Below are 19,368 nucleotides of genomic sequence, written 5' to 3'. Positions count from 1 at the left end.
CTCTCCCGCACCACGACGTTCGTGCCCGGCCGGGAACCGGCGCCCGGGCTCACAGCCTTCCCGTGGGGGCCGTATGCGGCCGGGCCTCGCATCCTCCGCAAGCGCCTACCCTTGAGCCATGACCATCAGCAGCGACCGGAGCCCGGCAGTGGACGTTTCATCTCCGAAAACGTACGAAGTGCGCACCTATGGGTGCCAGATGAACGTCCATGACTCCGAGCGATTGTCAGGGCTGCTGGAGGAGGCCGGATACGTGGCCGCCCCCGAGGGTTCCGACGGCGACGCGGACGTCGTCGTCTTCAACACCTGCGCGGTGCGCGAGAACGCCGACAACCGGCTCTACGGCAACCTCGGCCGCCTCGCGCCGCGGAAGGCCTCGCGGCCCGGTATGCAGATCGCGGTCGGCGGCTGTCTCGCGCAGAAGGATCGGGACACCATCGTGCAGAAGGCGCCCTGGGTGGACGTCGTCTTCGGCACGCACAACATCGGCAAGCTGCCCGTCCTGCTGGAACGCGCGCGCGTGCAGGAGGAGGCGCAGGTCGAGATCGCCGAGTCGCTGGAGGCGTTCCCGTCCACGCTGCCGACCCGGCGCGAGAGCGCCTACGCCGCCTGGGTGTCGATCTCCGTCGGCTGCAACAACACCTGCACCTTCTGCATCGTCCCGGCGCTGCGCGGCAAGGAGAAGGACCGCCGCACCGGCGACATCCTCGCCGAGATCGAGGCGCTGGTCGGCGAGGGCGTCTCCGAGATCACCCTGCTCGGCCAGAACGTCAACGCGTACGGCTCCGACATCGGTGACCGTGAGGCCTTCAGCAAGCTGCTGCGCGCGTGCGGCTCCATCGACGGCCTGGAGCGCGTCCGGTTCACGTCTCCCCACCCCCGCGACTTCACCGACGACGTGATCGCGGCGATGGCGGAGACCCCGAACGTCATGCCGCAGCTGCACATGCCCCTGCAGTCCGGCTCGGACACGGTCCTCAAGGCGATGCGCCGCTCCTACCGCCAGGACCGCTACCTCGGGATCATCGAGAAGGTCCGCGCCGCCATGCCGGACGCCGCGATCTCGACCGACATCATCGTGGGCTTCCCCGGCGAGACCGAGGAGGACTTCGAGCAGACCATGCACGTGGTCCGCGAGGCCCGCTTCACGAACGCGTTCACCTTCCAGTACTCCAAGCGTCCGGGAACCCCCGCGGCGACCATGGGCGGGCAGATCCCCAAGGAGGTCGTGCAGGCGCGCTACGAGCGTCTCGTCGCCCTCCAGGAGGAGATCTCCTGGGAGGAGAACAAGAAGCAGGTCGGCCGCACCCTGGAGCTGATGGTCGCCGAGGGCGAGGGCCGCAAGGACGGCGCCACCCACCGCCTCTCCGGCCGCGCCCCCGACAACCGCCTGGTCCACTTCACCAAGCCGGACCAGGAGGTCCGTCCGGGCGACGTGGTCACGGTCGAGGTCACCTACGCCGCCCCGCACCACCTCCTCGCCGAGGGTGCCGTCCTCGACGTGCGCCGCACGCGCGCGGGGGACGCGTGGGAGAAGCGGAACGCGGCCGAGGCCGCCACGTCCGCGGGTGTCATGCTGGGCCTGCCGAAGATCGGGGTTCCCGAGCCGCTGCCGGTGGTCACGGGCGGCTGCGCGGCGCACTGAGCGCACACGCTGCCGGTCACGCAGGAGGGGCGGGGCATGGGGCGCTGGGTGGTCTTGGTCGACCGCAGTAACGGGGACCATCACGAGGTCGACGAGGTGGCGCACTTCGAGGGCACCCGGGAGGAGGCCCGCGCCCGCCTGTACGAGATCGCTTGCACCCATCGTCCGGGCATCGCTCTGCGCCAGAGGCGTCGGCACGTCTACCGGATCGGTGACGGGGACGCCTACTACGCGAACATCGAGGGCATGATGGCCACGTTTCGCGTGACGTACCGGCTGGGCGAACTGGCGTGGAGCACGCATCCCGAGTCCTGGCCGTGGGCCTGGAAGTAGGCTGCCGATCATGCTTGTAGCAGCCGCTGTCTGCCCTTGTCCGCCCGTTCTCGTGCCGCCGGTCGCCGCAGGGGCCGCGCCCGAGCTCGACGGGGCCCGCGCCGTCTGCACGGACGCGCTGGGTGTGCTCGCGGCGGCCCGGCCCGACCGCCTCGTCGTCGTGGGGCCCGCCGATCGGAGCGGACGCGGCCCGCATCCGCAGGGCGCCCGGGGGTCGTTCCGCGGCTTCGGCGTCGATGTGGACGTACGGCTCGGACCGGAGCGGGAGCCCGCCCCGCAGCGTCCGCTCCCTGCCTCCCTTGCCGTCGCCGCCTGGCTGCTGGAGCGGACCGGCTGGTCGGATGCCCCGATCGAGGGACTCGGCGTGGGGGAACCTCTGGAGCCCGAGCGGTGTATCCAGACCGGAAGGGACATCGCCGCCCGGGCCGAGCGGGTGGCACTGCTGGTGATGGGCGACGCCAGCGCCTGCCGCACGCTGAAGGCACCCGGCTACCTCGACGAGCGCGCGGCCCCCTTCGACGCGGAGGTCGCGCGAGCACTGGGCGCGGCCGACGTGGCGGCCCTGCGAGCGCTGGACGCGGAGCTGGCGTACGAACTGAAGGCCTCCGGCCGGGCCTGCTGGCAGATTCTCGCGGGCGCCGCCGAGGGCGCGAACCTCGGTGGGTCGCTGCTGTACGAGGACGCGCCGTACGGCGTGGGGTACCTGGTCGCGACCTGGTCCTGACAGCCGTGGAGGAGACGCGCAGGGCGTGGGGTCGGCGGCGGAGTCCTGGCGGGGCCCGGCAAACGGCGGACGGCCCCGGGGGTCCTGCCCCGTGGCCGTCCGCCGGTGTGCCGTGCTGCCGTTCAGGAAGCCGGCGGCGGTGAGGCCGGCGGCGCGCTGCCGCCCCCCGGTCCCCCCGTGCCGTCGTTGTGCGCGAGTCGGTCCATGGCGTCCTTGGCCTTGCCCGTGCCCGACTGGATCTTGCCGCTGTACTTGCCCTTGGTCTTCTCGTCCACGACCTTCGCGGCCTTGTCGAGACCGTGCTGGACCTTGTCCCCGTGCTGCTGCGCGAGGCCGGAGACCTTGTCCTTGGCCGGGCTGAGCTTGGCCTTCAAATTGTCCAGGAGACCCATCGTTCACCTTCCCACGCGGGGCAGTTACTTGCGGGCGCCTTCGCCGGCCTCATGGTCGGCCGCCTCTTCGGCGGACTGCTGCTTGGGGATCTCGACGCCTTCGGCGGCAGCCTCCTCGACGGTCTCCGTCGCCGTCGACCCGTCCGTGTCCTCGGCCGCGGCGGTCGCGGTCACCTCGACCGGCGTCTCACCCCTGGTCTCGGTCCCGGCCTCGGCGTCGGTGGATCCCTTCGCTTCTGCCGCCTCCTCCGCCGCGGACTCGGCCGTCGGGATGTCCGCCTGCGTCTCGGCGGTTGACGCCTCCTCCGTGGCCTTCGACCTGCGAAGAAGTCGTGCGAAAACGCCCATATCCACTCCATACGTTACTCGTGCGGGGGGAATCCCGCGTCATCCGGTGCGCCCGTTTGCGCCATCCGGAGCGCCGCCTTCAGGGACAGGGCAGCGGAAACCACGCAACTGGCAACGATGCCGGGGCCGGGCCGTCACGTAACTCGTTCGAGGTGGTGCCCCGAGGTTTGCGAGACTGGGGCGGTGAGCAGCGCACCCCCCGCCCCCCGCGTCATCGCCGTCGTCGGACCCACTGCGGCCGGAAAGTCCGATCTGGGCGTCTTCCTCGCCCAGCGACTGGGAGGCGAGGTCGTCAACGCCGACTCCATGCAGCTCTACCGAGGGATGGACATCGGTACCGCCAAGCTGACGCCCACGGAACGCGACGGCGTCCCGCACCACCTCCTGGACATCTGGGACGTGACCGTCACCGCGTCCGTCGCCGAGTACCAGCGGCTGGCCCGCGCCAGGATCGACGCACTGCTCGCCGAGGGCCGCTGGCCGATCCTCGTCGGCGGTTCCGGACTGTACGTCCGCGGGGCCGTCGACAACCTGGAGTTCCCCGGTACCGACCCCGAGGTCAGGGCCCGGCTGGAGGAGGAGCTCGCCCTGCGCGGCTCCGGCGCGCTGCACGCCCGGCTCTCCGCCGCTGACCCCGGGGCCGCGCAGGCGATCCTGCCCAGCAACGGCCGCCGTATCGTCCGGGCTCTCGAAGTGATCGAGATCACCGGCAAACCCTTCACCGCCAACCTTCCCGGCCACGACTCCGTCTACGACACCGTCCAGATCGGCGTCGACGTCGCCCGGCCCGAGCTCGACGAACGCATCGCGCGCCGGGTCGACCGGATGTGGGAGGCGGGCCTCGTGGACGAGGTGCGGGAGCTGGAGGCGCGAGGGTTGCGCGAGGGGCGCACAGCCTCGCGCGCGCTCGGGTACCAGCAGGTGCTCGCGGCGCTTTCGGGGGAGTGCACGATGGAGGACGCGCGGGCCGAGACCATCCGTGCCACGAAACGCTTCGCGCGCCGTCAGGATTCATGGTTCAGGCGCGATCCGCGGGTGCACTGGTTGAGTGGGGCTGCGGCGCATCTCACAGAACTTCCGCAGCTCGCACTGACGTTGGTCGAACGACCGGTCACAGCCTGATCACGTCATGGCATCGGGACGCTCCGGCCGTCATCCCGGCCTCCGGCGCCGTGCCATCATCGAGCTTCGATCGACCAAGTGGAGTCCGAGTTGGGAGGGCGCGTGGCGATGGAGGCCGGCCCTCGCGACACCGCACAAGGCACCGAGCCCCTCACCGTGGAGAGCGGTGAACCGGAGCAGGACGCAGAGCGTCTGAGCCCCGACGGGCCCGACGACACCCAGGGCGGTGTGACCGCCGACGGCCCCGAGCCCGAGGAGATGTTCCCGGGCGGGGAAGAGGTCGAGGTCGAGCTGCGCCCGCAGCGCCGCCTGCGGATCTGGCAGCTCGCCCCGATCGTCTCGCTGGCCGCGGTGGGCTCCCTGATGTTCGCCTTCCCGCTGGCCTTCGACTTCGGCGACAGCGGAGCGGTGATCGCGATGCTGGGCCTGCTGATCTGCTCCTGCGCGGCCGGCTGGGGCATGATGGCCGCGCGCCGCGTTGGTTACACGTGGCCGGGCCTGCCGCAGCGGGGCTCCGGTCGGCGGGCGGACTGGCGGATCGTGATCGGATACGTGCTGCTGGTGGCCGTGGTGGTGGTCCTGGCGGTCTGGCGCGTGGCCAGGCTGCGCTGAAGCGCCCTCCAGGGGTGCGGGGAACTGCGCGGCAAGTCCTCACCGGGCCCGCAGCCGAAAACCCCGCCTCCCTTACGATCGAAGAATGAGCACCAGGATCGCCTTCCTCAAGGGCCACGGCACCGAGAACGACTTCGTGATCGTCCCGGACCCCGAGAACGCCCTCGACCTGCCCCCCGCCGCAGTCGCCGCCCTGTGCGACCGCCGGGCCGGCATCGGCGGTGACGGTCTGCTCCACGTCGTACGGTCCGCCGCGCACCCCGAGGCCACGCACATGGCCGGGGAGGCCGAGTGGTTCATGGACTACCGCAACGGCGACGGCTCCATCGCGGAGATGTGCGGCAACGGCGTACGCGTCTTCGCCCGCTACCTCCAGCACGCCGGTCACGTCACCGAGGGCGACCTGGCGGTGGCCACGCGCGGGGGCGTGAAGACCGTGCACATCGCGAAGGACGGCGACGTCACCGTGGGCATGGGCAAGGCGCAGCTGCCCGAGGGGGACGTCACGGTGAGCGTCGGCGACCGCAGCTGGCCCGCCCGGAACGTGAACATGGGCAACCCGCACGCCGTCGCCTTCGTGGACGACCTCGCGCACGCCGGCGATCTCTACTCCCCGCCGCCCTTCAGCCCGGCCGCCGCCTACCCGAGCGGGGTCAATGTCGAGTTCGTGGTCGACCGCGGCCCCCGCCACGTGGCCATGCGCGTGCACGAGCGCGGGGCGGGCGAGACGCGGTCCTGCGGCACGGGCGCGTGCGCCGTCGCCGTGGCCACGGCCCGCAGGGACGGCACCGACCCGGCGGCCACCGGCAGCCCCGCGACGTACACCGTCGACGTGCCCGGCGGCACCCTGGTGATCACCGAACGGCCCGACGGCGAGATCGAGATGACCGGCCCGGCGGTGATCGTCGCGGAGGGTGAGATCGACGCCGACTGGCTTGAAAGCGCGATTCGGTGACCATATGAATCGCAACAATCAGGGATCCGAAGGCATGGAACCGCAACCTCCGACCCCTTGTGCGATGCAGAACCACAGCCAGTCGCAGGTCAGGTGGCGCGAAATCGTAAACCTACAAACCTTCGCTCGAATGGGTGATCCGTTTCACGCTCGCCGAGAGGCGGTCAGTCGGGCGTGATGGGCTCGGTAGCATCAAGCACCGGCCCGGACGGGGGACAGATGCCATCCCCTGAGCCGTGTCCGCCATGGGGCACCCCGTCCGCCGGTCCACGCAGCCGGAGGTGCCCATGAGTGCGGAGGCGACGAACCCCGCGACCCCAGGTCCGGTAGCAGGCCCGGCCGCCCGTTGGCGGGCGCGGATCGACCTGCGCCGTCTCGGCCGCGCCGCGCTGCTCGGCCCCGCCGCCCGCGACCGGCTGCCCGACGCCATCGGCCACGTCGCCGAGGCCCACCGCGCCCATCACCCCGACGCCGACCTGGAACCCCTGCGCCGCGCCTGGGTCCTGGCCGAGTCCTCGCACCGCGGCCAGATGCGCAAGAGCGGTGAGCCGTACATCACACACCCGCTCGCAGTGACCCTGATCCTCGCCGAACTCGGCGCCGAGACCACGACCTTGACTGCCTCCCTGCTCCACGACACCGTCGAGGACACCGAGGTCACGCTCGATCAGGTCGGCGAGGAGTTCGGCGAGGAGGTCCGCTTCCTCGTCGACGGCGTGACCAAGCTGGAGAAGGTCGACTACGGGTCCGCAGCCGAGCCCGAGACCTTCCGCAAGATGCTCGTCGCCACCGGCAACGACGTCCGCGTGATGTCGATCAAACTCGCCGACCGGCTGCACAACATGCGCACCCTCGGCGTGATGCGCCCCGAGAAACAGGCCCGCATCGCCAAGGTCACCCGCGACGTCCTCATCCCGCTCGCCGAACGCCTCGGCGTCCAGGCCCTCAAGACCGAACTGGAAGACCTGGTCTTCGCGATCCTCCACCCCGAGGAGTACAAGCACACGCGCGAGTTGATCGTCGACAACGCCTCCCGCGCGGACGACCCGCTCGCCGAGATCGCCGACGAGGTGCGGGGGGTGCTGCGCGAGGCCGGCATCCCGGCCGAAGTCGTCATCCGGCCACGGCACTTCGTCTCCGTGCACCGGACGGCCCGCAAGCGCGGTCGACTGCGCGGCGCGGACTTCGGCCGCCTGCTGGTCCTGGTCGGCGAGGACGCGGACTGCTACGCCGTCCTGGGCGAGCTGCACACCTGTATGACGCCGGTCGTCTCGGAGTTCAAGGACTTCATCGCCGTACCGAAGTTCAACCTGTACCAGTCGCTGCACACCGCTGTGGCCCGCGGCGACGGCCAGGTCGTCGAGGTCCTCATCCGCACCCACCAGATGCACAAGGTCGCCGAGGCCGGCGTGGTCGCGCTCGGCAATCCGTACGCGTCCCCTTCGGACCTCTCAGAGGAGCAGAGCGGGGGCGCCGACGAGGAGCGGGTGGACCCCACCCGGCCCGGCTGGCTCTCCCGCCTCCTCGACTGGCAGGCGGCCGCGCCGGACGCGGACACCTTCTGGTCCACCCTGCGCGAGGACCTCGCCCAGGACCGCGAGATCACCGTCTTCCGGCCCGACGGCGGCACCCTGGGTCTGCCCGAGGGCGCGACCTGTGTGGACGCCGCATACGCGCAGTACGGCGAGGACGCGCACGCGTGCCTGGGTGCGCGCGTCAACGGCCGTCTGGCGACCCTGAGCACCGTCCTGAAGGACGGCGACACCGTCCAGCTCCTCATGGGACAGGACCCGGCCGCCGAACCCTCCAAGGAGTGGCTGGAGCACGCACACACCCCCGCGGCGCGGATCGCCATCCAGCGGTGGATCGCCACGCATCCCTCGCACGAGGCGCCGGACGAGGCCGAGGAGCGGGGCAGGCCGGAAGGCGGGACGGCGGGCCTGATGCCCGGGGACTCGCAGACCGCGCGGAGGGACGCGAACTCGTTCCGGGCCTCCGTCGCAGAGCCGTCGGCCGCCGACACGCCCGACAGCGCGGGCCGGAACACCGCCGAGGCGGAGATCTCCGACGATCAGGCCGCCGCCCGCCCTGGCGCCGCTGTCGCCCTCGTCGACGAGCCCGGCGCGACCGTACGGCTGGCCGGCTGCTGCACGCCCGTACCGCCCGACGAGATCACCGGCTTCGCCGTGCGCGGAGGAGTGGTCACCGTGCACCGGGTCGAGTGCGCCGCGGTGGCCCGCATGAAGGGGCGCAGGGAGGTCGGCGTGCGCTGGGGCGACACCGCCGAGTGCCGGGTCACGCTGTTCGCGGAGTCCTTCGGGCGCCCGCACCTCCTCGCCGACCTCACCGAAGCCATGGCCGGCGAGGGCGCCGAGATCGTCTCCGCGACCGTCGAGCCCCCCAGCCAGCAGCGCGTTCGCCACACGTACACGGTCCAGCTGCCGGACGCGGCCTTGCTGCCCGCCCTGATGAGGGCGATGCGGAACGTGCCCGGCGTGTACGACGTGAGCAGGGCACAGACGCCGCCCGGGGCCTGACGCAGGAGCCTCGGAGACCCGCGCCCATCGGGATCAGTGCCCGGGGGCCGGGTCGGCCGGGATCGGTGCCTCAGCCTGCCGCGCAGGCCGGAATCGACGCCTCAGAGGCTCGTCCCACCCGGAATCGACGCCTCAGAGGCTCGTCCCACCCGGGGGTGAGGCGTCAGGGGCTGCGGCCAGCGGGCCGGTGGCTCAGGGAGCAGCGGCCGGATGGTGTCGACCCCACGGGACCGTGTCGACCCGGGTGCGGAGTCCGCAGGACCTCGCAGCGCGTGTGGGGATACGGCCGTGGGCTTTGCGTGCGGGTGAGGATCGTTGATTTGACACGGCCTCACACGCGCGTGGCGTTCCTACGCGAACTTGAATGAGCCGTATGCCATGACCGCATGCCCATGCCACGCGCGCGTGGCGTGTCGCAGGACCGCACGCGTCTCCTCATCGGGATCGCAGGACCCCGTTCGAGTGGGCCGGTCGCGAGTCGTCGCCGTGGCGCACGCGCGCGCTGGTAGCGGTGGTGCATGCCGCTCACCCTCCGCACTCACGCCGCTCCCGCCCTCGCCCACCCACACCACGCTCACCGGCCCGGACCCGACGCCCTCCGGCGCCGTACCGGAAACGCCCGACGGAGCAAGGCTGCCGCGCTGCTCGCCTCCGCCGTCTCCGTCTGTCTGCTCGCCGCGAGCGCCCCGGCCACTCCGCTCGGCGTGGGTGACCGCCTCTTCCCGCACCTCGGCAACCCCGGCTACGACGTGGCGTCGTACGACCTCTCCTTCACCTATCCCGGCAGCAACAGCAAGCCGCTCACGGCCGTCACCACGATCGACGCCTGGACGACGACCGAACTCGACCGCATCAACCTCGACTTCGCGCACGGCGAGGTCCGGTCGGTGGAGGTCGACGGACGGCCCGCGGCCTTCACCGGCGCAGGCGAGGACCTCGTCGTCACCCCCGACGAACCGCTGCCCGGTGGCAGCTGGATGCGGATCACCGTCCGGCACACGAGCGACCCTGTCTCCGCCGCGGACCGGGACGGCGGCTGGGTACGCACCGCGGACGGGCTCGCCATGGCCAATCAGGCCGACGTCGCCCACCTGGTGTTCCCGTGCAACGACCACCCCTCCGACAAGGCGATGTTCACCATCCGCGTCACCGCACCCGACGGCTACACGGCCGTCGCGAACGGACTGCCGACGGAGGTGGACCGCGTCGGCCGGGCGACCACCTGGACGTACCGCACCCAGCACCCCATGGCGACCGAGCTCGCGCAGGTGTCCATCGGCCGGTCCACCGTGCTGCACCGCACCGGACCGCACGGACTGCCCGTCCGGGACGTCGTGCCCGCAAAGGACCGCGCCGAGCTCGAACCCTGGCTCAAGAAGACCCCCGCCCAGCTCGCCTGGATGGAGAAGAAGGTCGGGCCGTACCCCTTCGAGACGTACGGCATCCTCATGGCCAGCGCCGACACCGGCTTCGAGTTGGAAACTCAAACCCTCTCGCTCTTCGAGAAGGATCTCTTCACCGAGCCCTCTTACCCCAAGTGGTACGTCGAGTCGATCATGGTCCATGAGCTCTCCCACCAGTGGTTCGGCGACAGCGTCAGCCCCCGCACCTGGTCCGACCTGTGGCTGAACGAGGGACACGCCACCTGGTACGAGGCCCAGTACGCGGAGGAGAAGGCCGGCCACACCCTGAAGGCCCGCATGAAGGCCGCGTACGGCGCCTCGGACCGCTGGCGGGCTGCCGGCGGCCCGCCCGCCGCGCCGAAGCCACCCAAGCCCGGCCAGAAGATCGGCATCTTCCGGGCGAACGTCTACGACGGCGCCGCCCTGGTCCTGTACGCCCTGCGCCAGGAGATCGGCCGCAGCTCCTTCGAGAGCCTGGAACGGGCCTGGGTGCAGGAACACCGGGACGGCACGGCGTCGACCGCCGACTTCGTGCACCTCGCCTCCGAGATCTCCGGACGCGACCTCGGCGGCTTCCTCCAGGGCTGGCTCTACGGCGAGAAGACCCCGCCGATGCCCGGCCACCCGGACTGGAAGGCCGTGGCACCCGCCGCCGCACGGGTGAAATAAGGCAGTGACGAGACGCCCCGTGCCGTGCGACCATCTTCAGGTCGGCGCGGCGCGGGACACGGGAATCTCCCGGGGTTCTCGTGCGTTGAGAGACATGACCGCCGAATCTGAATCTCCATCGACGTAAGGATCCAATGACCTCCTCTTCATCTTCTTCCCAGGACACGCAGCGCTTCGCGCACACCTACGCCGAAGGTCTTCGGGCCGATGCCCTGATGGAAGAGGACGTCGCCTGGAGCCACGAGATCGACGGAGAGCGGGACGGCGAGCAGTTCGACCGCTCCGAGCGCGCGGCCCTGCGCCGCGTCGCCGGCCTCTCCACCGAACTCGAGGACGTCACCGAGGTCGAGTACCGCCAGCTCCGGCTGGAGCGGGTCGTCCTCGTCGGCGTCTGGACCACGGGGACCGTGCAGGATGCGGACAACTCCCTCGCGGAGCTCGCCGCCCTCGCGGAGACCGCGGGCGCACTCGTGCTCGACGGCGTGATCCAGCGTCGCGACAAGCCCGACGCGGCCACCTTCATCGGTTCCGGCAAGGCCCTGGAGCTGCGTGACATCGTCGTCGAGTCAGGCGCGGACACCGTCATCTGCGACGGTGAGCTCAGCCCCGGCCAGCTCATCGCCCTCGAAGACGTCGTCAAGGTCAAGGTCATCGACCGTACGGCCCTGATCCTCGACATCTTCGCCCAGCACGCCAAGTCCCGTGAGGGCAAGGCGCAGGTCGCGCTCGCGCAGATGCAGTACATGCTGCCGAGGCTGCGCGGCTGGGGTCAGTCGCTGTCCCGTCAGATGGGCGGCGGCAAGGGCGGCGGCCTCGCCACCCGTGGTCCCGGTGAGACCAAGATCGAGACGGACCGGCGTCGGATCCGCGAGAAGATGGCGAAGATGCGCCGGGAGATCGCGGACATGAAGACCGGCCGCGAGATCAAGCGCCAGGAACGCAAGCGCCACAAGGTGCCCTCGGTCGCCATCGCGGGCTACACCAACGCCGGCAAGTCGTCCCTGCTCAACCGCCTCACGGGGGCGGGCGTCCTGGTCGAGAACGCCCTGTTCGCGACCCTGGACCCCACCGTCCGCCGGGCGGAGACTCCGAGCGGCCGCCTGTACACGCTGGCCGACACCGTCGGTTTTGTACGGCACCTGCCGCACCACCTGGTCGAGGCGTTCCGCTCCACCATGGAGGAGGTCGGCGAGTCCGACCTCATCCTGCACGTGGTGGACGGCTCGCACCCGAACCCGGAGGAGCAGCTGGCCGCCGTACGCGAGGTGATCAGGGACGTCGGCGCCACCGGCGTGCCCGAGATCGTCGTGATCAACAAGGCCGACGCGGCCGACCCGCTGACGCTCCAGCGGCTGATGCGGATCGAGAAGCGCTCCATCGCGGTCTCGGCCCGTACCGGCCAGGGCATCACCGAGCTGCTCGCGCTGATCGACAACGAACTGCCCAGGCCGTCCGTCGAGATCGAGGCCCTCGTGCCGTACACCCACGGCAAGCTGGTCGCCCGCGCCCATGACGAGGGCGAGGTGATCTCCGAGGAGCACACGGCGGAGGGCACCCTGCTCAAGGTCCGGGTGCACGAGGAGCTGGCCGCGGATCTGACGCCGTACGTGCCGGTGCCGGTGCCCGTGCCGGTTTCGGTGGCCTGAACGCCGTAGCCCAGCAGGCTTGAGGCCCGTCCCTTTCGCGAGGGGCGGGCCTCGCGCGCGTCCAGGCCACCGGCGGTCGCGATCGGCCCGTGTGCTTCAGCTCGCCGAAGCCGTCACTGCCCCGCGAACTTCCGACTGACCGAGTCGTACACGCCCTCGGCCACCTCACCCAGGCGGGGCCCGGCCAGCCAGCCCGCGCTCACCGGACCGATCGAGGTGTTGGACACCAGTGCCGGCTCGCCGTCCGCACCGGTCGCGACCCAGCCGCCGCCGGACGAACCACCGGTCATGGTGCAGCCGATCCGGTACATCGTCGGATCCGAGGCGTTGATCGACAGCCGTCCGGGCCTGTCCTGGCACTGGTACAGCGCCTCCCCGTCGAACGGCGCCGCCGCCGGATACCCGGCGGCCGTGATGCTCCCCACCCGCGGCGCCGCCGGCGCAGCGAAGTTCACCGGCACGGCCGAACCGATCGTCTCCTCCAGAGACTTGCCGGTGCCGCCCTCCTCCGGCGTCACATGGATGACGGCGAAGTCGTACGGGGCACCGTCCCCGCCGGTCGGACCGCCTCGCGCGATCCACTGGTCCGAGGTCCCCGCCCAGTCGGCCCACCAGACGCCGTACGGAGCGAGTTCGTCCTCGGTCGCACCCGCCAACTCCTCTGCCTTGAGGGCCTGGTCGTTGTACGACGGCACGAACGCGATGTTGCGGTACCAACCGCCACTCCTGCCCGCGTGCACACAATGCCCCGCCGTCCACACCAAGTCGGACCTACCCGGGCGGGCCGGGTCCGCCACGACCGTCGCCGAACAGACCATCGTGCCATCTGGGGAGTCGAAGAACACCTTGCCCGCCCCGGGAACGTTGTCGTGGTACGTAGGCGATACGGCCTTCGCGTCCACCGGCGCCGGCTCCGGGTCGGTCACACCCTGGTCACCCGAGAGGTCGCTCTCCTGGACACCCCGGTCAGGATCCTCGGCCTCCCGCATACGCTCCGGGTCCCACAGGCCCTCGATGATGGGGTTGACGTAGTCCTGGGCCTCGCGAAGCCAGTCGTCCCTGTCCCAGTCCTTCCAGGCGCCGTTCCTCCACTTGTCGACATCGATCCCATGCTCCTTGAGCCGGTCCCTGATGTCGTCCGGGATCGTGATCTTGCCGTCTCCCCCCGGCGTGGTGGAGGTGGAGGCCTGCGCGTTCGCGTCCGGGTCGCCCGAGCCGCAGCCACCGGCGGTCAGCGCCAGCACCGCGGCGAGGGCCATGGCGGCCAGCACCGGGGAGGTTCTGCGGCGCGGGCCCTCTCCGCCTTCGCCGCGAGCCGTCAACGACAGCGGTTCGGATCGCATGCTCTGCCTCCCCCTGGTGTGGACGCTCGGCGCCGCATCCGGGTACTTCCCGCAGACGCCCCGCGAGTTCACCTTTCGGCACCGCGCCCTGGAACGGATTCACTCACTATGCGCCCGCTATGGGGGACTTACGCCGGAACCGCAACAGTTCCGTCATGCCAAAGATCTTCAGACAACCCGTAACCCGCCGAACGGTCCGGGGTTGGTAGCGATGGGGGCCTGCTGCCGGCGGACGGTTCGGTCCCCGCGCCCCAACCCCCGGAGTTTTCCCGACAGTCGGGGCATCGATGTGCCGAGATGTCGAGCGAAGGATCCCGGGGCTCCGTATTTCGGAGCGGGCGAGTCCGCGAAGGAACCGCTTGCCCCTGCACAGCGCGACGACGGGAGAACCATGGCCGTGACCGAGACCGCACCCGGCGAGGTCATGGCGGGGCACCCCGCCGTCGAGGAACCGTCGGCGGCCCGCTCCGCGCACGAGGGAATCCTGCGACGCCAGTCGGCCCGCGAGTCGGCGGCGCGCACCTACGCGCGCGCCCTTCCGATCGTCCCTGTACGCGCACGTGGCCTGACCATCGAGGGCGCCGACGGCCGCCGCTACCTCGACTGCCTCTCGGGCGCAGGCACTCTGGCCCTCGGACACAACCACCCCGTCGTCCTGGACGCCATCCGCAAGGTCCTCGACTCGGGCGCCCCCCTTCACGTCCTCGACCTCGCGACCCCCGTCAAGGACGCCTTCACCACCGAACTGTTCCGCACCCTCCCTCCCGGGCTCGCCGACCACGCACGCGTGCAGTTCTGCGGCCCGGCCGGCACCGACGCGGTGGAGGCCGCCTTCAAGCTCGTACGCGCCGCGACCGGCCGCAACGGCATGCTCGCCTTCGCCGGGGCCTACCACGGCATGACCTCCGGCGCGCTCGAAGCGTCCGGTGACGCACTCGACGTACGGGTCGCCCGGCTGCCCTATCCACAGGACTACCGCTGCCCCTTCGGGGTCGGTGGTCCGCACGGCGCCGAACTCGCCGCCCGCTGGACACAATCCATCCTCGACGACCCCAAATCCGGGGTGCCGCTGCCCGCCGGGATGATCCTCGAACCCGTCCAGGGCGAGGGCGGGGTCCTTCCGGCCCCGGACGAGTGGATGCGGCGCATGCGCCAGATCACGGCCGACCGCTCGATCCCGCTCATCGCCGACGAGGTCCAGACGGGGGTCGGCCGCACCGGCGCCTTCTGGGCCGTGGAGCACAGCGGCATCACCCCCGACGTGATGGTCCTCTCCAAGGCCATCGGCGGCAGCCTGCCTCTCGCCGTCATCGTCTACCGCGACGACCTCGACGTCTGGGAACCCGGCGCGCACGCCGGCACCTTCCGCGGCAACCAACTCGCCATGGCCGCGGGCACGGCCACCATGGCCTACGTCCGCGAGAACGACCTCACAGCGCGCGCGGCAACCCTGGGGGCACGGATGCTGAACCAACTTCGGTCGCTGGCCCGGGAGTTTCCCGTGATCGGTGATGTGCGAGGGCGGGGGTTGATGATCGGGGTTGAGATGGTGGAGGCGGAGGGTGAGAGGGCGGGGGAGGGGAGGGCCGGTGGGGCCAACGACGCTGATAGGTCCGCTGGGTTGTGCACGGATGGGCCAAGTAATGCTGGTGGTGCGAGCGCCGCGGTGACGCCTGGTGCCGTCCCGTCTCCTCGCCCTGCCTCCCCGGAACTCGCCACCGCCGTCCAGCGGGAGTGCCTCCGGCGCGGCCTGATCGTCGAGCTCGGTGGCCGTCACGCGAGCGTCGTCCGCCTGCTCCCGCCCCTGACGATCACCGACGAACAGGTGACCGCCGTCCTCGACAGACTCGCCGACGCCGTGGCAGCGGTCGCCCGCAGCCATGGCCCCGGTGGCGGGAGGCACCAGCAACAGCATCGACGGCGGGGCGGGAGCGGGGGCGAGGGAGCTGGGTAGCTGCCGAGGTGACAGTGGGAGCCGATGGAGCGGCAGAAGCCGGCGGGTCGGGTGGCGGTGGTTGGACGGCAGCACCTGGTGTGTTGGCTGACGCGGATGGAGCGGCAGGAGCCGGTGTTTCGGTTGGAGTGGCACAAGGGCCTGGGGTCGCAGCCCCGCCCTCGGCCGGAGTGACCGCCCGTTCCGAAGCCGCTGGGACTTTGGCACTCGGAGCCGGAGCCGGAATTGGAGCTGGGGTCGGGGTCGAGGGCCGGAACCGGGTTGTGGCCGGAGCTGGAGCCGAGGCCGAGACCCGGGGCGGAATCGGGGCGAGGACAGAAGCCGGGGTCCGGCCCCGCCCCGCAGCCGCCGCCACCCCTCACGCCTCAGGCCGAGCCGTGTCCTGCTCACCGGCAACTCCGAACAGCCCTGGCGATCACGTCGATTGCTCACCGGTTCCCTTGCGAACACCACTCACCTCCACGCGACTCCACCAACCCGCCCCGGCACAGGCACCGGCACAGGCACCGGTACCGGCACAACAACTTCGATCCACCACCCACGAGACAGCAGCCTCTCCGAGGCAGCACCACCCCCTAGGAACACGGAACGTGAACACCACCCCCACCCCCCACGACCCCATCCCCACGCACCCGCGCAACCACTCCGACACATCGCCCTCCCCGCAGCGCCGCTCCCGCCCCGCCCGCACCCCTTCGCAGAGCGGTCCGCCCGAACGGGAACGCTTGCGCGGTGCTGCCACCGACCCCCTCAGCCATCCCGACCCACACACTGCGGCCGAAGCCGCGACCGTGGAGAATCTGCTGCGTTGCTGGGTCCGCGAGACCGATCTGCCCGCGCCCGCGGGCGGCACCCTCCGCATCCCCCTCACCGCGAGTGGGACATCCCTCCTCGTCCCCGTCCACTACTGGTCCCCGACGGGCTGGCACCGCTTCGGCCTCCCCCGTCTCGCCGACGCCCCCGAACAAGCCCCGCCGGTCGACGCGGTCACCGTCGCGGCACTGCTCACCCGTGAGTCGCCGGCCGCAAAAATCCCCGCTTGCGCAGGCGGTGCCGAACTCGTGGCCCGTGTGGCCGACTCCGTCCGCCGCACCGCCACCTTCGTCCGCGAGCGCCGCAAGGACCCCGACGACGGCCCCGACCTCTTCCTCACCGCCGAACAGTCGCTCGTCCTCGGCCATCCTCTGCACCCGGCCCCCAAGAGCCGCGAAGGTCTCTCCGAAGCCGAAGCAGCCTTGTACTCACCCGAATTGCGCGGCTCCTTCCCCCTGCACTGGCTCGCCGTCGATCCCTCCCTCCTCGCCACCGACTCGGCCTGGACCGAACGCGGCCGTCCCGTCGCCGCCGCCCAGCTCACGCAGCGCCTGGCCGGCCCCGACCTGCCGCTGCCCGACGGACGCACAGCCCTGCCGCTGCACCCCTGGCAACTCCGCGAGGTCCGGAACCGCCCCCAGACTGCCCCCCTCTTCGATACCGGACTGCTCCAGGACCTGGGCGCCCACGGCTCCCCTTGGTACCCCACCTCCTCCGTACGCACCGTTCATCGCTCCGGCGCATCCGCCATGCTCAAGCTCTCCCTGGGCCTGCGCATCACCAACTCCCGCCGCGAGAACCTCCGCAAGGAACTCCACCGTGGTGTCGAGGTGCACCGGCTTCTGCGCAGCGGTCTGTCCAGGGAGTGGCAGGCGGCCCACCCGGCGTTCGACATCGTGCGTGACCCGGCATGGCTGGCCATCGACGGGCCCGACGGCGATCCTGTCCCCGGAATCGACGTGGTGATCCGGCACAACCCGTTCAGCACCTCGCACGACGTCTCCTGTATCGCCGGACTAGTCTCACCACGCCCTCACGCCCGAGCCGGCACCACCGAGGACCGTCCGGACAGGGACGTCCCGGACAGGTGCAACCGCCCGGAGGTGGACTGCCCGGTGACGGACCGCCTGGAGACGGACCGCCCGGGCTGGCGGTCCCGGCTGGCCGTGATCGTCAACCGGCTCGCTGCCCGCACCGGGCGCCCCCGAGGCGCCGTCGCCGCCGAGTGGTTCCTGCGCTACCTGGAACACGTCGTCCGCCCGGTGCTGTGGCTCGACGGCGAGGCAGGAATCGCGCTGGAGGCACACCAGCAGAACACTCTGGTCCTGCTGGACGAAGACGGCTGGCCCGCCGGCGGCCGTTACCGCGACAACCAGGGCTACTACTTCCGTGAGTCCCGGCGGGCGGAACTGGATGGCCGGCTGCCCGGCATCGGCGCCCACAGTGACACCTTCGTCTCCGACCAAGTCACTGACGAGCGTTTCGCCTACTACCTCGCGATCAACAACGTCCTCGGACTCATCGGTGCGTTCGGCTCCCAGCGCCTGGCCGACGAACGGTTGCTGCTCGCCGCCTTCCGCCGGTTCCTCGCCGGCGTGGCCTCCGGACCCACCCGACTGCGCTCCACGCTGCCCGGGTGCCTGCTCGACTCACCTGTCCTGCGCTGCAAGGCCAACCTGCTGACCCGCGTGCACGGCCTGGACGAACTCGTCGGCCCGGTCGACACCCAGTCCGTCTACGTCACCATCGCCAACCCCCTTCACTCCTGAGGAACATGACCCACCCCTTCTCCTGAGAGGAGCGCCTGCGTGTCTCCCGCCGACGCGACTGCCGACGCCGTTTCCGCCCCCGTGCCCGACGTCGGCACTGGAGCCTGTCCCGCCCCGGGTGAGGACGGCACCGTCCGTGGCGCCGACCGGAGCACCGACCACGAGGACACCCTGGACCTGCGCCTGCCGGACGAACTCCTCGCACTCTTCGAGACGGAGCGGCCCGACGCAGACGCCACCGATGCCGGAGCCGGGCATGGGCAACGGAGCAGGGACGACAGCACAGAACCGCCCGCCTCACTGTCCCAGGCCCGCTACGACCTGCTCGACGGCGTCGCCGACTGGGGACCGATCACGACTCCGGCGGGCGTGTTCCAGCTCGTGCCCGTACGCGTCGAGCGGGACCTCCCCCTCGTCTGCCGCTGGATGAACGACCCCGCGGTGGCCGCGTTCTGGGAGCTGGCCGGGCCCCAGAAGGTGACGGAGGACCACCTGCGGTCCCAGCTGGCCGACGACGGACGCAGCGTTCCCTGCCTGGGGGTGCTGGAGGGCACCCCGATGAGCTACTGGGAGATTTACCGGGCGGACCTGGATCCGCTGGCCCGCCACTATCCGGCCAGACCGCATGACACCGGTATCCATCTCCTCATCGGCGCTGTCGCCGATCGGGGGCGAGGTCTCGGCAGCACACTTCTCAGAGCCGTCGCCGATCTCGCCCTCGACAAGCGACCCGCCTGTGCCCGCGTCATCGCGGAACCCGACCTTCGCAACATCCCGTCCGTCACCGCCTTTCTGAGCGCAGGATTCCGCTTCTCCGCCGAGGTGGACCTGCCCGCCAAGCGGGCGGCCCTCATGATCCGAGACCGGTCCCTGCGAGGTTTGCTGTAGCAGTGCGTCATCTCGCAATCACTTCTGGTACACCGCTCGTGCCGAGTCGGTTCCCACCCGCCGCAAGACTTTTTTCGATGGCTTGGAATCACGCGAGTTCCGCTCCACCGCCCCCCGACGCCTCGGCCAATTCCGGCCGTCGTCGGAGCGAAGCCGGTCCCCGACCGGGCCAGACCCGGCCGAAGTCGAGCCGAGTCGAGCCGACCCGGCCTCCA

General features: G+C 71.1%; 15 protein-coding genes. 12 read left to right on the top strand and 3 right to left on the bottom strand.

What is annotated here, in order from left to right; genetic code table 11:
• Positions 1-118 precede the first annotated feature (118 nt).
• From miaB to ABZT02_RS05705, 3 genes are read left to right on the top strand one after another with little or no spacing between them, the layout of a single operon-like run.
• A complete protein-coding gene (gene miaB, locus ABZT02_RS05715; protein WP_356014525.1) occupies positions 119-1,645 on the top strand; it encodes a tRNA (N6-isopentenyl adenosine(37)-C2)-methylthiotransferase MiaB in 1,527 nt (508 codons plus the stop codon).
• A 36-nt stretch (positions 1,646-1,681) separates the two neighbouring features.
• Entirely contained in the window at positions 1,682-1,978 is a 297-nt protein-coding gene (locus ABZT02_RS05710) for a hypothetical protein (RefSeq protein ID WP_356014523.1), read from the top strand.
• A 10-nt stretch (positions 1,979-1,988) separates the two neighbouring features.
• The gene (locus ABZT02_RS05705) at positions 1,989-2,702 is read left to right on the top strand and encodes a class III extradiol dioxygenase subunit B-like domain-containing protein (RefSeq protein WP_356014521.1); all 714 of its coding nucleotides are present in this window, start codon (positions 1,989-1,991) and stop codon (positions 2,700-2,702) included.
• Between the two features lie 122 nt (positions 2,703-2,824).
• Here the strand turns inward: ABZT02_RS05705 and ABZT02_RS05700 are convergent, their stop codons facing one another.
• Both ABZT02_RS05700 and ABZT02_RS05695 read right to left on the bottom strand, forming a co-directional pair.
• Positions 2,825-3,094: an antitoxin gene (locus ABZT02_RS05700; RefSeq protein WP_356014519.1), complete on the bottom strand. Its 270-nt coding sequence runs from the start codon at positions 3,092-3,094 to the stop codon at positions 2,825-2,827.
• 24 nt (positions 3,095-3,118) lie between these two features.
• Positions 3,119-3,442: a hypothetical protein gene (locus tag ABZT02_RS05695; protein ID WP_356014517.1), complete on the bottom strand. Its 324-nt coding sequence runs from the start codon at positions 3,440-3,442 to the stop codon at positions 3,119-3,121.
• A 183-nt stretch (positions 3,443-3,625) separates the two neighbouring features.
• Here ABZT02_RS05695 and miaA point away from each other — a divergent pair, with 183 nt between their 5' ends.
• From miaA to hflX, 6 genes are all read left to right on the top strand, one after another.
• Positions 3,626-4,564 (top strand): tRNA (adenosine(37)-N6)-dimethylallyltransferase MiaA, encoded by a 939-nt coding sequence (gene miaA / locus ABZT02_RS05690; protein ID WP_356014516.1) that lies wholly within the window; start codon positions 3,626-3,628, stop codon positions 4,562-4,564.
• Positions 4,565-4,672: 108 nt separating this feature from the next.
• A complete protein-coding gene (locus ABZT02_RS05685) occupies positions 4,673-5,176 on the top strand; it encodes a hypothetical protein (protein WP_356014613.1) in 504 nt (167 codons plus the stop codon).
• An 85-nt stretch (positions 5,177-5,261) separates the two neighbouring features.
• Positions 5,262-6,131, top strand: a complete 870-nt coding sequence (gene dapF / locus ABZT02_RS05680; protein ID WP_356014514.1) for a diaminopimelate epimerase — start codon at positions 5,262-5,264, stop codon at positions 6,129-6,131.
• A gap of 287 nt (positions 6,132-6,418) precedes the next feature.
• Positions 6,419-8,668, top strand: a complete 2,250-nt coding sequence (locus tag ABZT02_RS05675; RefSeq protein ID WP_356014512.1) for an HD domain-containing protein — start codon at positions 6,419-6,421, stop codon at positions 8,666-8,668.
• 518 nt (positions 8,669-9,186) lie between these two features.
• Positions 9,187-10,740, top strand: coding sequence for a M1 family metallopeptidase (locus ABZT02_RS05670; protein ID WP_356014510.1), 1,554 nt, complete (start codon positions 9,187-9,189; stop codon positions 10,738-10,740).
• Positions 10,741-10,874: 134 nt separating this feature from the next.
• Positions 10,875-12,386, top strand: coding sequence for a GTPase HflX (hflX, locus tag ABZT02_RS05665; RefSeq protein ID WP_356014509.1), 1,512 nt, complete (start codon positions 10,875-10,877; stop codon positions 12,384-12,386).
• A gap of 113 nt (positions 12,387-12,499) precedes the next feature.
• On the opposite strand, the gene ABZT02_RS05660 is transcribed toward hflX, so the two are convergent.
• On the bottom strand, positions 12,500-13,729 hold the full coding sequence (locus tag ABZT02_RS05660) for a hypothetical protein (protein ID WP_356014507.1): 1,230 nt from the start codon (positions 13,727-13,729) through the stop codon (positions 12,500-12,502).
• A gap of 424 nt (positions 13,730-14,153) precedes the next feature.
• Between ABZT02_RS05660 and ABZT02_RS05655 the strand changes: the two genes are divergently transcribed.
• From ABZT02_RS05655 to ABZT02_RS05645, 3 genes are all read left to right on the top strand, one after another.
• Positions 14,154-15,683, top strand: coding sequence for a diaminobutyrate--2-oxoglutarate transaminase family protein (locus ABZT02_RS05655; protein WP_356014611.1), 1,530 nt, complete (start codon positions 14,154-14,156; stop codon positions 15,681-15,683).
• A gap of 725 nt (positions 15,684-16,408) precedes the next feature.
• Positions 16,409-18,265 carry an IucA/IucC family protein gene (locus ABZT02_RS05650; RefSeq protein WP_356014609.1) on the top strand — a complete coding sequence of 619 codons (1,857 nt, stop codon included), beginning with the start codon at positions 16,409-16,411 and terminating at the stop codon, positions 18,263-18,265.
• 39 nt (positions 18,266-18,304) lie between these two features.
• Positions 18,305-19,153 (top strand): GNAT family N-acetyltransferase, encoded by an 849-nt coding sequence (locus tag ABZT02_RS05645; protein WP_356014504.1) that lies wholly within the window; start codon positions 18,305-18,307, stop codon positions 19,151-19,153.
• Positions 19,154-19,368 lie beyond the last annotated feature (215 nt).

Origin of the sequence: Streptomyces sp. NPDC005402 (genome assembly GCF_040606575.1) — a bacterium.
In the GTDB taxonomy this organism is placed as follows: domain Bacteria; phylum Actinomycetota; class Actinomycetes; order Streptomycetales; family Streptomycetaceae; genus Streptomyces.
Note: the sequence above shows the minus strand (reverse complement) of the source record. Positions and strands in the feature narration are given on the sequence as shown.